Origin of the sequence: uncultured Treponema sp. (assembly GCF_934725225.1) — a bacterium.
Classification (GTDB): Bacteria; Spirochaetota; Spirochaetia; order Treponematales; family Treponemataceae; genus Treponema_D.
Map to the genome: position 1 here is coordinate 334,383 of NZ_CAKVAM010000002.1, position 14,332 is coordinate 348,714.

At 41.4% G+C, this 14,332-nt stretch carries 14 protein-coding genes and 3 tRNA genes; 16 read left to right on the top strand and 1 reads right to left on the bottom strand.

Features of this window, described 5'->3' with window-relative positions; genetic code table 11:
• Positions 1-91 precede the first annotated feature (91 nt).
• The 12 genes from miaB (at position 92) to sufU (ending at position 11,659) form a co-directional block, all read left to right on the top strand.
• On the top strand, positions 92-1,474 hold the full coding sequence (gene miaB / locus Q0H92_RS04370; RefSeq protein WP_296012351.1) for a tRNA (N6-isopentenyl adenosine(37)-C2)-methylthiotransferase MiaB: 1,383 nt from the start codon (positions 92-94) through the stop codon (positions 1,472-1,474).
• Between the two features lie 101 nt (positions 1,475-1,575).
• Positions 1,576-2,349 (top strand): transporter substrate-binding domain-containing protein, encoded by a 774-nt coding sequence (locus tag Q0H92_RS04375; protein ID WP_296012353.1) that lies wholly within the window; start codon positions 1,576-1,578, stop codon positions 2,347-2,349.
• Between the two features lie 15 nt (positions 2,350-2,364).
• A complete protein-coding gene (locus Q0H92_RS04380) occupies positions 2,365-3,033 on the top strand; it encodes an amino acid ABC transporter permease (protein WP_295799932.1) in 669 nt (222 codons plus the stop codon).
• Complete coding sequence (locus tag Q0H92_RS04385; protein ID WP_296012355.1) at positions 3,020-3,742, top strand: amino acid ABC transporter ATP-binding protein; 723 nt, start codon at positions 3,020-3,022, stop codon at positions 3,740-3,742. Before Q0H92_RS04380 ends, Q0H92_RS04385 begins: the two co-directional genes overlap by 14 nt.
• Before the next feature lie 122 nt (positions 3,743-3,864).
• Positions 3,865-4,053 (top strand): type II toxin-antitoxin system HicB family antitoxin, encoded by a 189-nt coding sequence (locus tag Q0H92_RS04390; protein ID WP_296012357.1) that lies wholly within the window; start codon positions 3,865-3,867, stop codon positions 4,051-4,053.
• Between the two features lie 101 nt (positions 4,054-4,154).
• Complete coding sequence (locus Q0H92_RS04395; protein WP_296012360.1) at positions 4,155-5,714, top strand: hypothetical protein; 1,560 nt, start codon at positions 4,155-4,157, stop codon at positions 5,712-5,714.
• A gap of 129 nt (positions 5,715-5,843) precedes the next feature.
• Positions 5,844-5,918, top strand: a tRNA-Arg gene (locus Q0H92_RS04400).
• 652 nt (positions 5,919-6,570) lie between these two features.
• The gene (gene sufC, locus Q0H92_RS04405; protein ID WP_296012361.1) at positions 6,571-7,410 is read left to right on the top strand and encodes a Fe-S cluster assembly ATPase SufC; all 840 of its coding nucleotides are present in this window, start codon (positions 6,571-6,573) and stop codon (positions 7,408-7,410) included.
• 15 nt (positions 7,411-7,425) lie between these two features.
• Positions 7,426-8,841 carry a Fe-S cluster assembly protein SufB gene (gene sufB / locus Q0H92_RS04410; RefSeq protein WP_296012363.1) on the top strand — a complete coding sequence of 472 codons (1,416 nt, stop codon included), beginning with the start codon at positions 7,426-7,428 and terminating at the stop codon, positions 8,839-8,841.
• 10 nt (positions 8,842-8,851) lie between these two features.
• The gene (locus Q0H92_RS04415; protein WP_296012365.1) at positions 8,852-9,904 is read left to right on the top strand and encodes a SufD family Fe-S cluster assembly protein; all 1,053 of its coding nucleotides are present in this window, start codon (positions 8,852-8,854) and stop codon (positions 9,902-9,904) included.
• A gap of 10 nt (positions 9,905-9,914) precedes the next feature.
• Positions 9,915-11,159, top strand: coding sequence for a SufS family cysteine desulfurase (locus Q0H92_RS04420; protein ID WP_296012367.1), 1,245 nt, complete (start codon positions 9,915-9,917; stop codon positions 11,157-11,159).
• A 26-nt stretch (positions 11,160-11,185) separates the two neighbouring features.
• The gene (sufU, locus tag Q0H92_RS04425; protein ID WP_296012368.1) at positions 11,186-11,659 is read left to right on the top strand and encodes a Fe-S cluster assembly sulfur transfer protein SufU; all 474 of its coding nucleotides are present in this window, start codon (positions 11,186-11,188) and stop codon (positions 11,657-11,659) included.
• Positions 11,660-11,689: 30 nt separating this feature from the next.
• Here the strand turns inward: sufU and Q0H92_RS04430 are convergent, their stop codons facing one another.
• The gene (locus Q0H92_RS04430; RefSeq protein ID WP_296012370.1) at positions 11,690-11,923 is read right to left on the bottom strand and encodes a hypothetical protein; all 234 of its coding nucleotides are present in this window, start codon (positions 11,921-11,923) and stop codon (positions 11,690-11,692) included.
• A gap of 147 nt (positions 11,924-12,070) precedes the next feature.
• On the opposite strand from Q0H92_RS04430, the gene Q0H92_RS04435 reads away from it, so the two are divergent.
• The 4 genes from Q0H92_RS04435 to Q0H92_RS04450 all read left to right on the top strand — a co-directional run bounded on the left by Q0H92_RS04435 (position 12,071) and on the right by Q0H92_RS04450 (position 14,309).
• Positions 12,071-12,141, top strand: a tRNA-Gln gene (locus Q0H92_RS04435).
• A 36-nt stretch (positions 12,142-12,177) separates the two neighbouring features.
• A tRNA-Glu gene (locus Q0H92_RS04440) sits at positions 12,178-12,249 on the top strand.
• A 117-nt stretch (positions 12,250-12,366) separates the two neighbouring features.
• A complete protein-coding gene (gene tyrS / locus Q0H92_RS04445) occupies positions 12,367-13,599 on the top strand; it encodes a tyrosine--tRNA ligase (protein WP_296012372.1) in 1,233 nt (410 codons plus the stop codon).
• A gap of 77 nt (positions 13,600-13,676) precedes the next feature.
• Positions 13,677-14,309, top strand: a complete 633-nt coding sequence (locus tag Q0H92_RS04450; protein ID WP_296012375.1) for an adenylate kinase — start codon at positions 13,677-13,679, stop codon at positions 14,307-14,309.
• The last annotated feature ends 23 nt before the right edge of the window (positions 14,310-14,332 follow it).

Genomic DNA, 14,332 nt, shown 5'->3' on the forward strand with positions numbered 1-14,332 from the left:
TTAAAAATCATACTTTTGTTGTATTTTTGCCACAAATGAAATATAAACTTTTTCAATTGTGCAATGCCGCTTTATTCTTTATAATGGGCAAATGACTTATTTTTTTGAAACTTACGGCTGCGAAATGAACATTGCCGAAAGTGCTTCCGTTGAACAGATTTTAATTTCACGCGGCTGGAAAAAGGCTGAAAATGTTCAGCTTGCCGACATGGTTGTAATAAACACTTGCTCTGTGCGCGGTTCCGCAGAAGAAAGAATATTCGGGCGGCTTGGATTTTTTTCCGGACTGAAGAAAGTGCGTTCGTGCGCTCCCGATGCAAAAAAAAGAAACATGGAAATTGCCGCGGAATACGTGCAGAAAAACGGAGCGGTTCCTCTTACCGTGATTGTAATGGGCTGCATGGCGGAACGTCTTTTAAAGTCGCTTCAAAAGCAGTGGCCTTGCGTTGACTATGTTGTGGGAACTTTTGCAAAAAATAAATTCGGCGAAATAATTCAGGCAGTTGAAGAAGGCCAGAAATATATTCAGACTGACGAAGAGCCGGTTTATGTTTTTGCGGAAACTTCGTATGAGGAAGGCGCGTTTTCGACTTTTGTTCCCATTATGCACGGCTGCAACAATTTCTGCTCGTACTGCATTGTTCCTTATGTTCGCGGAAGGGAAGTGAGCCGTCCTGTAGAACAGATTCTGCATGAGCTTGATGTGCTTGCCGGACGCGGCGTAAAGGAAATAACGCTTTTGGGGCAGAACGTGAATTCTTACAAGGGCGCAGACGGAATGAATTTTCCAAGCCTTTTAAAAACAATCTGCCGCCATCTGGAAAAAACAAATTCGCCTATTGAATGGATTCGGTTTGAATCAAGCAATCCCAAGGATTTTTCGGATGAGCTTATAGAAGTTATTGCGGAAGAAAAGCGCATTTGCACTGGGCTTCACATTGCAGTTCAGCACGGCTCCAATTCAATCTTAAAAGCCATGAACAGAAAATATACACGCGAGCAGTATCTTTCACTTGTTCAAAAACTGCGTTCCCGTATTCCAGAAATTCAGCTTACAACGGACATAATGCTTGGCTTCCCCGGAGAAACTGAAGAAGACTTTGAGCAGGCGGCTTCGCTTATGAAGGAAGTGGAATTTGAAAGCGCGTTTATGTACTATTATAATCCGCGTGAAGGAACTCCAGCCGCAAAAATGCAGAACCAAATTCCGCTTGAAGTAAAAAAAGAACGTCTTCAGAAAATAATAGACATTCAGCTTGGAATTACAAGAAAAGTGATGGAAAAGCAGGTTGGAAAAAACATAAAGGTTCTTGCGGACATTATAAGCCGCGACAACGCCAAGGAACTTTTGGGCAAGACCGGGCAGAACGAGCGCATTGCATTTGAAGCTCCTGTTTCCTTAATCGGAAAATTCGTGCAAGTTCACATAGACAGCCTGAACGGAAACACATTTAAAGGCAGCCTTGTGCGCTAAGAAAACGCTTTTAATTGAAAATCAACTGAAAAACTGCTAGAATACGTGAGTTTTCAGGTTTGACATGGAAACAAAATCTTTAATTTAAATAGAGGCATTTTATGAAAAAAGCTGTTGTTTTGGCATTTGCATTGGCGGCTTGCATGGTTCTTCCTGTAAGCGCAAAGAAAAAATCTGTTGAAATCAAAGGAATAGAAGACCTTGACGGAAAACGCATCGGAGTTCAGGGCGGCACAACTGGCGAAACTTATGTTCAGGAAAACTTGAAGAACGCAAAACTTTCTTCTTTTAAATCTGGAATGGACGCTGCTCTTGACCTTATGAACGGTCAGATTGACGCTATTGTTCTTGACGAGCTTCCGGCAAAGCAGATTGTTTCCCGCAACAGCAAAAAGCTCAAGATTGTGGACTCAAAATTTGCGCAGGAAGAATATTCAATCGCTGTAAAAAAAGGCAACGCTTCCCTTTTGGAATCAATAAACAAGACAATTGCTTCTCTTAAGTCTAACGGCGGATACGAAGAGCTGGTTAACGCATTTATGCCTGCTGACGGAATTATAAAAATTCCTAGCGACGAAGTTCTTTCTGGAAAAGTTGTAAAGCTTGGAACAAACGCCGCGTTCCCTCCTTTTGAATACGTAGAAGGAACTAAGATTGTTGGCTTTGACATTACAATGGGACAGAAAATTGCAAAGGACTTGGGACAGTCTCTTGAAGTTGTTGATATGTCTTTTGACAGCCTTATTCCAGCTCTTTCTAGCGGTGCGATTGACTTTATTGCGGCTGGAATGAGCGTTACAGAAGAGCGCAAAAAGAACGTGGACTTTTCTGAGCCTTACTTCACTTCAAATCAGGTTATTATAGTCCGCAAGTAGCTTTTGGAGACGGCTGTGTTTGATTCAATTTACGATACGCTTATTTCCGGGCAGCGGTGGCTTTTGCTTCTGCAGGGACTGGGAGTTACGATTTATATCGCTATTGTTGCGATTATCCTTGGAACGATTTTGGGAGCAGTGTTCGCGCTGTTCAAGATTTCAAAGAATCCTGTTTTGAGGATAATTGCGGAAATCTACACAACCGTTATCCGCGGAATTCCTTTGGCAACCCAGCTCATGATTTTCTACTTTGTTGTTTTTGCTCCTCTTGGACTTGACCGTGTGCTGGTTGCGACTCTTGCCTATGGAATAAATTCCGGGGCTTACTGCACAGAGATTTTCCGCGCTGGAATTCAAGGCGTGGATTCCGGGCAGATGGAAGCAGGACGTTCCTTGGGACTGAACTACTGGCAGACTCTTACAATGATAATTTTTCCGCAGGCAGCAAAAGCTGTTCTTCCTACTTACACAAGCGAATTCATAGTTCTTATAAAAGAAACTTCCGTGGCAAGCTTTATTGCAGTTATGGATCTTACAAAAGCCGGCGACATGATCCGCAACGCAACTTACAACGCCTGGATTCCGCTTCTTTCATGCGCGCTTATATATCTTTGCCTTACGCTTGGGCTTACAAAGCTGTTTTCGATTCTTGAAAAAAGGATGGCAAAAAGTGATAGAGACTAAAGACTTGAAAATAAGCTTTGGAGAGCTGAAAGTTCTAAAAGGCATAACGCAGACAATAAAGCAGGGCGAAAAAGTTGTAATAATCGGGCCTTCCGGCTCTGGAAAATCCACTTTTCTGCGCTGCCTTAATCTTCTTGAAACTCCAGATTCCGGCTCTATTCTTTTTGAAGGAAACGACATCACAAGCAAAAATGCGGATATAAATCTTGTGCGCCGCCAGATGGGAATGGTTTTTCAGCATTTCAATCTTTTTCCGCATCTTACAGTTCTAAAAAATATCACTCTTGCGCCGGTTAAGCTGAAGCTCCTTTCTCAAAATCAGGCGAATGAAAAAGCGATGGAACTTTTGGAGCGGATTGGACTTGCGGACAAAGCGAATGTTTATCCTTCAACTTTAAGCGGCGGACAGAAGCAGAGAATTGCGATTGTGCGTTCCCTTGCAATGTCGCCTAAAGTCATGCTCTTTGACGAGCCTACCAGCGCGCTTGACCCGGAAATGGTCGGCGAAGTTCTTTCCGTTATGAAGGAGCTTGCAAAGGGCGGAATGACAATGGTTGTTGTAACGCATGAAATGGGATTTGCCCGAGAAGTTGCTGACCGTGTTGTTTTTATGGAAGACGGAATTGTTGCGGAAGAAGGAACTCCGTCGCAGATTTTTGACTCTCCAAAGTCCGAGAGATTAAAGAAATTCCTCAACTGCATTTTGTAAAAATCACTTTCTGTTGACAGTGGCTGCATTTTGTGCGGCCATTTTTTTTTATAATTTAAATCAAAAACTTGAATTCCGTCCAAATTTGAATCATAATATCTTTATGCACTGGAGGTTTTATAATGTCAATGGAATACACTTACTGGAAAGATAAAGATTTTTACATTGGATATTTGAATGATTTTCCGGACTACAAGACGCAGGCATATTCTATAAGTGAGCTGGAAGAAAATCTTCGTAGTCTTTACGATGACATAAAAAGTGATGAGATTCCGTTTATCCGCCATGTTGGAAAACTGGAGATGGTATAATATTCTGAGATAAACGAATATCTTGCGAAGTCTATATTGAAAAAACTCAAGAATGATGATTTTTCAGAGTTATGACGTTTTATAAGCACTGGAGGTTTTTTATGAGAAAATTTGGTTTTTCTGCGCTGGTTTCTTTTTTATTTTTGCTGGCTTCTTGCATGAACCTGGGCGGCTCATCTGGAAGCGACGGCGCAATACGTGTTGCAGTTCCTGGAAGCGGTTCGCGCGGCGCATACACTCTTAGCAAGGAAAATGCAAAGACATATAAAGTAGCCCTTTTATTGGACAGCGAAAACATAAAAACTCAAACTTCCGAGGCGGGGGGGGCGGACATAGTATTTGACGAGCTTGAGCCTGCCACTTACACAGTTCAAGTGGAAGCTTATGACACAGCTGATGTTCTTCTTGCAAGAAAAAGCGAGACTGTAAAAGTTACCGCTGGCGATACTGCGGAATGCAATGTGATTCTTAAGCTTTTTGCAAGCAGTATTCTGGACAGCGGATATATACTGTGGAAGTATAGTGATACAGCTTATACAAATTATTTTGAAGGCTTTTCTAGCATATCTGAAAATACTAATGTAACAAGCACATCGATTTCTGACAATTCTCTATCTTTTGCAGAAGATACGGATGGTAATAAGTATGTAATGATATTAAATTATGATGATAATCATTATTATATAAAATCTACTAGCAATATTACTTCAGAAATTTCAACAGATATAAACTTATTTCCTTTCCAAGATTCTCTTTATTATGATGATTCCGCAGATGTTTTATGGACTGGATTGTATTCTTATGATGAGAATAATGATACTAATATAATTTGTTTTTCAAAGATAAAAGAATTGGATAACAATGGCAGAACACCAAAAGATTCAGATTTTAGTATTCCTTTTGATGATAGTGATTTTTGTTCTTTTGCAATTCAAGGAAATATTCTTTATCTTTCATATATAAAAAAGGATGCATATTACTTACAGCGTGCTACAATTACAGAAAAAGCTGACGGCACATTTGCGGTTTCTAAAGTCGGCGCGGCAAAAACAGTTTCTGACCTTGGTGTTTCCGGCGCGATTACAGATATTGCAATCCTTTATGACGGAACGGTTTATGTTCTTGTTTCAAATGTGGGCAATACAGCAGGCGATTTTGAGGACTCGTTTAAATATGAATATGACCAAAGCAACACAATGTACAGCCGCGGCGCGCTCTTAAAAATTCAAAGCACAGATTCAGGATTTGAAGTCGTTGACACATTGGGCTGGACAGATTCTTCGAGAACAATAGCTCCTGTTGGGGACGCAATATATAATGGAAAAGCTTTAAGCTCTTTGACAGCTTACATTCCGTCTCTTTCTGAAAACAGTAATAAATTCTACGGGCCACGTAGGTTTGTTGCAATAAGGCCAAAGGAAATTGCAATTGCGGACTGCGGCGCAAACTTTGTAATGCCAAACTTAACAAAAAAAACTTATGGAAAAATGTTTGCCCACAATAGGGTTTTAACTGTAAATCTATCTAATTTTGCAATCAGTAATGTTACGAAACTTGAAAATATAAACTTTAGCGGTCTTACTTTAAATGTAGTAAAAGGAAATATCTCCGGGTATATAGAAGCTAACAACTGTCAATATCAAACTGCTGAAGAAATATAAAAGAGCAATAGTTTGTTTTATTAGTGAATGCGTTTATTAAGTTTTATTTGCGCAACTCTCTAAAAATTGCAGAAAATCAGTTTTTGCACTTGAAGAAATATGCAAAATAATATAAACTGTTTTTCATTCGGCGCTTTAGCTCAGCTGGATTAGAGCATCTGCCTTCTAAGCAGAGGGTCGACGGTTCGAGCCCGCCAAGCGTCACTAGTCCGTTTCTGTTTTTCGGAAGCGGACTTTTTTATTTTTAAATTATTTGTTCTTATATGCCATTTTCTTTGTATCGTAACTACAGACAAACTGTGCAATAGCCACAAGCAAACTGTACAACCGCCCCAGTTTGATTGTGCTTACGCCCCAGACAAACTGTATAGCCGTCCCAGTCAAGCTGTGCCGTAACTACAGATAAACTGTATAACAAGTACAGCCGAACTGTACAACGTATTTACAGATTCTGTGCCGCAGAGCCGCGCAATGTGCAGTTGCCGGTCAGGGCAAACACATTATAAATAATTTAAGTAGCCCAAATGTCGAGTTTTATAATTTAATGTCATTATCGGGCTTGACCCGATAATCTATTGAAAATTTCCAACAGATTCCCGTGTCGTAGCACTGGAATGACACTTAAATTACTGTTCTTATCAAAACTCGACATTTTGGCTAGTTACTTTGCAACAATCAGCGTGTAGTGCATTATTGCGCGATTTTGAACCACGAAACCGTGCCAGGGAGCCAGTTTTATGCTGAATACATTTATAATGCGCTTGACCTGAGCTTCCGGTTTCCAAACATTGCAATTTTCCTATAATATCAGTATATTTTAGGTCATATACGAGAACTTTTTATAATGAGGAACTTTATGGCAGAACCGCTGCTTTCAATTCAAGATTTGTGCACATCTGTTGGTGAAAAACAGATTCTTAAAAATATTTCATTGGACGTTGCTCCCGGAGAAATCCATGTTCTTATGGGACCGAACGGAGCTGGAAAATCAACTTTGGGCTATACTTTGATGGGAAGCCCTGAATATTCTGTAACCGGCGGAAAAATTATCTTTAACGGGCAGGACATCACTTCTGATTCTGCGGACAAAAGGGCAAAGGCAGGCATTTTTCTTAGCTTCCAGGAGCCGCTTGAAGTTCCGGGCGTTTCGCTTGAATCGTTTATCCGCTCGTCCATGCAGCAGGTTACAGGCCAGAAAGTAAAGCTCATGCAGTTCAGCCGCGAGCTTGAAAAAAACATGGATTTGCTAAAAATGGATCACAGCTATGCTTCGCGCGATTTGAACGTTGGGTTCAGTGGCGGAGAAAAAAAGAAGAGCGAAATCCTTCAGCTTTTGATGCTTAAGCCTAAACTTGCCATTCTTGATGAAACAGACTCTGGACTTGATGTTGATGCCTGCCGCATTGTTTCCGAGGGAATCAAAAAATACATGGAAGCTTCCGGCGGCTCTTTGATTGTAATAACCCATTCAACTAGAATTCTTGAAAATCTTTCCGTGGATAAAACTCATATTATTGTAAAAGGCCGGCTTGTTCATACCGGGGATGGAAGCCTTGTTCAGAAGATAAACGAGGAAGGCTTTGACGGCTTTATTCCGCAGGAAATAAAAGATGCCGAGCGCAAGGAACAGCTTGCCGCCGCTGCAAAAGCCGCAATGGACGCTGTAAAGATGAACGCTGCCAACGGCGGACTTTAATCAGGAAAATTGTTTATGGGTGAAGAAAAAACACAAGTTTCAGATATTGACCGTTCTCTTTATGATTTCCGCTACGAGGAAAGCGACAGGGACTTTTATAAAATCCGCGCAGGTCTTGACGATTCAATTGTCCAGAAGCTAAGCGAGGAAAAAAGCGACCCTGAATGGATGAAAGAGTTCCGCTTAAAGAGCCTTCATTTGTTCAATGAAATAAATGAGCCTGACTGGGGACCAGACATCCGCGACTTGGACATTCAGAAAATTGTAACTTATGTAAAGCCTAAGACTGAAATGGCTGCAAAGTGGGCTGACGTTCCAAAAGACATAAAGGACACTTTTGAAAAACTTGGAATTCCAGAAGCGGAGCGTGAAAGCCTTGCCGGAGTGGGAGCGCAGTACGACAGCGAAGTTGTTTACCATAATGTTATAAAGGAAGTTGCGGAGCAGGGTGTAATCTACACTGATTTTGAGTCGGCGTTAAAAAGCGATGAATGGGGCGGAATGGTAAAGGAATATTTTATGCACCTTGTTCCTCCGTCTGACCATAAATTTGCGGCTCTTCACGGCGCTGTCTGGAGCGGCGGAAGTTTTGTCTATGTTCCAAAAAATGTAAAAGTAAAGATTCCTTTGCAGTCATATTTCAGGCTGAATGCGGCAGGAGCCGGGCAGTTTGAGCATACGTTGATTATTGTGGACGAGGGCGCGGACTTGCATTTTATTGAAGGGTGTTCCGCTCCAAAATACAATGTTGCGAATCTTCATGCTGGCTGCGTTGAGCTTTATGTAAAGAAAAATGCCCGGCTTCGTTATTCAACAATTGAAAACTGGTCAAAGAATATGTACAACCTGAATACAAAGCGCGCCATCGTTGAAGAAAACGGACGCATGGAATGGGTTTCCGGCAGTTTTGGAAGCCACATTTCATATTTGTATCCGACTACGATTTTAAAGGGCGACAATTCAAGCGTTGAATTTACAGGAATCACATTTGCAGGAAAAGGTCAGAATCTTGATACCGGCGCAAAGATGGTTCATATTGGAAAAAACACTTCGACTGTAATAAACACCAAGTCCATTTCAAAAGGCGGCGGAGAGTGCACTTACAGAAGTTCTATTGTCGTGAACAAAGGCGCAAAAAACTCAAAGGCGAGCGTTGACTGCTCTTCGCTTATGCTTGATGACGAAAGCCGCAGCGACACTGTTCCTGCAATGAATGTAATGACAGACGACTGCGACATCGGGCACGAGGCAAAGATTGGCCGTATTTCCAACAAGGCGATTTTTTATCTTATGAGCCGCGGAATCAGCGAGGAAGATGCAAGGGCGATGATTGTTTCAGGCTTTGCGAATCCTGTAAGCAAGGAACTTCCGCTTGAGTATGCAGTTGAAATGAACAATTTGATTCAGCTTGAAATGAAAGGCAGCATGTAAGGGGCTAGAAATGGAAAATTTTGAAATAGACGTAAATCAGTTTCCAAGCCTCACTTGGAATTTTCTGAATATAAACAGGGCGCGCCTTGAGTTCAGCAGTGAATTTAAATCTTGCGGAGCGGTTTCCGGCGCAAAAGAAATTGAAAATTCAGCTTTATATGATTCAATAAAAACCGGGCTTGGCGAAGGCTTTGACAAGAAGTTTGATTCTCTTTTGCAGAAAAACGGAATAAAGACTTTGCTTTTTACTGCGGAATCCAAAAATCAGGTTCGGAAAATCGAGCTTTTTGCGCAGAAAAATGAGGCTTCTGTTTGCGACATTGTAATTCACGCAAAGGAAAACGCGCAGGCTTCTTATATTTTTGTCTATAAAAGCGAAGCGGACATTTTGAATGCTCAGCTTGGGGGTAGAATCCGCGTGCTTGCGGAAGAAAATTCGCACGTGCATATTTCCTGCGTGAACTTGCTTGGAAAAAACGCCGTGCATTTTAATTCAGTCGGCTCAAAGTGCAAGGACAATGCGACAATAGAAATCACGGAGCTTGAGCTTGGCGGAAACAAAGCGTTCAGCGGAACTTTTAACAGCCTTGAAGGATACAAGAGCCGTTTCTTGGGAAGGGCAGCCTACGTTGTAAAGGGCGAGTCTTTCCTTGACATGAACCAAGTCGCGCTACAGACAGGAAAAAGCAGTGAAAGCCGTTTTTCTGTGGACGGAGTTTTGCTTGAAAAGGCTAAAAAAACTTGGAGAGGCACAATCGACTTTAAGAAAGGCTGCGCGGATTCAGTGGGAGACGAGCAGGAAGATGTTCTTTTGCTTAGCTCGGATGTTGTAAACAAAAGCCTTCCTGTTATTCTTTGCGATGAAGAAACTGTTGAAGGCCGCCACGGATGTTCAATTGGAAAAGTTGATATGGAAAAGCTTTTCTATATGCAGAGCCGCGGAGTTGATGAAAAGACTGCGAGAGAGCTTTTGACAAAGGCAAAGGTTTCAAAGGTTTCACGGTTTATTCCAGATGAAAGCCTTGTGGAAGAAATCAATTCTTTTGTTGAAGCGATTATATAACGAGGAAACTATGTTCAGTGCACAAGAAATACGCAGCGATTTTAAGATATTCAGCCAACCAGAAAACGAAGGGCTTATTTACTTGGACAGCGCGGCTACAACTCATAGGCCGGAATGTGTAATTCAGGCTGAAGCTGACTTTTACAGAAAGAACAACGCCAATCCTTTGCGCGGACTTTACGCTTTGAGCATAAGGGCAACTGAAGACTATGAAAATGCAAGGGCTTCTGTTGCAAAATTCCTGAATGCCAGCGAGCCTGCGGAAATTGTTTTTACACGCAATGCTTCTGAAAGCCTGAATCTTGTTGCGTACACTCTTGGGCTTTCTGAAGTTCAGGCTGGGGACGAAGTTGTTGTAAGCTGCATGGAGCATCATTCGAACATTCTTCCGTGGCAGATGGTTTGCAATGCAAAGGGCGCAAAACTTGTGTGGCTTGAGTGCGATTCTTCCGCGGAAATTTCAGAGCAGGAAATAAAGGCGAAAATAAATTCCAAGACAAAAATTGTTGCGGTTGCGCAGGTTAGTAATGTCTTTGGAATCACAAATCCTATAGAAAAAATTGCAAGCTATGCCCATAAAGTTGGAAACGGCGGAAAAGGCGCTTACGTTGTTGTGGACGGTGCTCAGAGCGCGCCTCATAAAAAAATCGATGTGCAGGCATTGGATGCGGACTTTTTTGCGTTTTCGGGGCATAAACTTTGCGCTCCTATGGGAATTGGCGCTCTTTATGGAAAAAAACAGCTGCTTGAAAAGATTCCTCCTTTTTTGCGTGGCGGAGAAATGATTGAATATGTTACCCGCGAGACTACGACTTTTGCAGAAGTTCCGCATAAATTTGAAGCCGGAACTGTAAACGCTGGTGGAGCTGTTGCGCTTGCAAAGGCGATAGAATATATTCAGGGAATCGGACTTGATAATATAGAAAAAAACGACGATTCTCTTGCCCAGACGATGATTGAGGAAATGAAAAAAATTCCTTATCTTCATATAATCGGAAACGATGACTATAAAAAGCACTGCGGAATTGTTACTTTTACCATTGACGGCGTGCATCCGCATGACATTGCTTCTATTCTCGATACAGAAAAAATTGCAGTCAGGGCAGGTCATCATTGCGCCCAGCCTTTGATGCAGAAACTTGGCGTAGGCTCAACTGCGCGCGCAAGTTGCTACTTTTACAACACTCAGCAGGAAGTTGAAACTTTTATTGAAAAGCTAAAGCTTGTCCGCCGCTGGATGGGATTCAAAGAGTAAAGGCAATTAAAAACTGAGGTACTAACATGGATTTGAAATCGCTTTATCAGGAAATTCTTAACGAGCATAATTTGAACCCGACCCACAAGGGCGTTATGGAAAACCCGACATTTACGTTGCAAGGCGTGAACCCTAGCTGCGGAGACAATATTTATCTTCAGCTTAAAATCGATGATAACGGAATAATTTCAGAAGGAAGCTTTAACGGCTCTGGATGCGCTGTAAGCCAAGCTTCTGTAGACATGATGCTTGATGACATAATCGGAAAATCAAAGGATGAAGCTCTGCGGCTTGCTTCACTTTTTATGGACATGATTTACGGCAAGGTTGAAGACGACAACACTTTGGAAGAACTTGATGAAGCTGCAAGCCTTAAAAATATCAGCAAAATGCCTGCTCGTGTAAAATGCGCAGTCCTTGGCTGGCACACAATGGAAGAAATGCTCAAAAACGGAAAAACTGCCGGGCAGGGAAGTGTGGAACATTGCACAACAGAATAAATTTTGCTTAGCTTTTGTAGATTACTTTATTTATAATCCAGCCTCGGCATACACTTCTTCTGCTGGAATTGTTTTTTCTTTTCCACTTTTTATGTCCTCGAGGATTTTTTCAGAAAGATAGATGTCCTCCAAATCTTCAAGATAATCTTCAAGCAAAAGATTATAATAGAAGCTTGTTGGTCTGTGGGTTTCTTTTGCAAGAAAATCCATTCTGCTTTTAAGTTCTGGTGTTGTTCTGAAAGTTGCGGTTGCTGTCATTGCCATAATTGTACCTCTCTGTAATACAATGTAATCGATGTATTACAATTTGTCAAATAAAAAAAATCTTCAATAACCAAAAAATTTCAATAAAAACAATGATTTGCTATTGACTTTTTTTTTATGACCTTGTATTTTATATGCACATTGCATTCCCCGATTGTGTAATGGTAGCACTTGAGATTCTGGTTCTCACTGTGGGGGTTCGAATCCTCCTTGGGGAATATAAGCTGGACTGCTAGTCTGGCTTTTTTTGTTTAGGTTCCTTCGTCTATCGGCTAGGACGTGACCCTCTCAAGGTCGAAAGACGGGTTCGATTCCCGTAGGAACCGTTTGCTCCTGTTTTGCGCAGGAGCTTTTTTTATGCATTTTTACTAGAAACTCATAGGAAAAAGTGATAGTCTTTTGAAACATATAAAAATCAGTATTCATTTAACTTGGAGTAGGAAATGACATTTTTTGAGGAGCTTCAGTGGCGCGGACTTGTTAAGGATGTTGCCGGAGAAGACATTGCAGACAAGCTTAACAATGAAAAAATCACATTTTACTGGGGAACAGACCCTACAGCAGACAGCCTTCACTTGGGACATTATTCGTCTTTGGTAACAGCAAAACGTCTTGCACGCGCAGGTCATCATCCGATTCTTTTGGTGGGCGGCTCTACAGGACTTATTGGAGATCCTCGTCCTACAGCAGAACGTGAAATAATCAGCCACGAAACGCTTGAAAAAAATCTTGCGGGAATTAAAAGCCAGGTTGACAGGATTTTTGAAGGAAAGGCGGAAATTGTAAACAACTACGACTGGACAAAAGATTATACTTTCCTTGAATTTTTGCGCGACATTGGAAAATACATAAACGTGAACTATATGCTTTCAAAGGAAATAATTTCACGCCGCCTTGACACTGGAATTACTTTTGCGGAATTTTCATATACGCTTCTGCAAGGCTACGACTTTTTGTGGCTTTACAGAAACAAAAACTGCATTCTTCAGGCTGAAGGCGCGGATCAGTGGGGAAACATAACAACAGGCCTTGAGCTTATCCGCAAAATTGAAGGAAAAGAAGCTTACGGATTCACGATGCCGCTTGTTTTGGACAAATACGGAAATAAATTCGGAAAAAGCGCAGGAAATGCACTGTGGCTTGACTTGAATAAAACTTCAAGCTATGAGCTTTACCAGTATCTTGTAAACGTTGACGATTCGATGGTTGTTGACTACCTTAAGATTTTTACCTTCCTCTCAAAAGAGCAGATTGAAGAGCTTGAGGCAAAAAACAAGGAGCATCCAGAGCTTCGTGAGGCTCACAAGGCTTTGGCGCGTGAAATTATAACTGATTTGCACGGAGCGGCGGAGTTTGAAAAAGCCGTGAACATAAGCAATTCGCTTTTTTCCGGCAATGTAAAATCTCTTAGCTTAAAGGACATTGAAATTGGATTTAAGGACGTTCCGACTGCCACGATTTCAGAAGGCGAAAAACTGATTGATGTGCTTGTAAACAATAAAATCGCTTCAAGCAAACGCGAGGCAAGAGAATTTCTTGCGGCAGGATCAATAACCTTAAATGGCGAAAAGTTCACGGACGAAAATATGCCTGTAACAAGCCAGCTTGCAATTGAAGGAAAAGTGATTGTCTTGCGCCGCGGAAAAAAGAAAAACTACATTGTTAAATTTGGTTGAGAATTTGGCAATTCTGATTTATAATATCATGCGGTGTTTTTATAAAAGCACGCTAAAATTTTATGGGAGCAAAACAGATGAATTTTATTTTTTTAGGACCACCGGGAGCAGGAAAAGGAACTTTGGCAGCTCAGGTTTCTGAAGAATACGGAATCCCTCAGATTTCCACAGGAGATATTTTCCGCGAGAACATCAAGAACCAGACAGAACTTGGAAAAAAAGTAAAGGCGATTCTTGATTCCGGCGGACTTGTAAGCGATGACGTTGTTCTTGAAATTGTAGAAGACAGGCTCAAGAAAGATGACTGCAAGAACGGCTTTATCTTGGACGGATTTCCACGCACAATTCCGCAGGCAGAAGCATTTGAAAAGCTCGGAATCGATGTAAAGGTTGTTAACTTTGAAGTTGACAACGACTTGATTATTGCGCGCCTTTCAAATCGCCGTGTATGCAAAAACTGCAAGGCAAACTACAATGTTAAGTTTATGCCTCCAAAAGTTGAAGGAAAATGCGACAAATGTGGCGGAGAACTTTTTACACGCGAAGACGACAAGCTTGAGTCTATAACTCACCGCCTTGAAGTTTACAGAAAAGAAACAGAGCCTCTTATTGAATTCTACAAGAAGCTTGGAAAAATCACAGACATCGACAGCGCAAGAGATTCAAGTCTTGTTCTTGTTGACTTTAAAAAGCTTTTTCCAAAGAAATAAAACTTTAAGCATTTAGCTTTTAT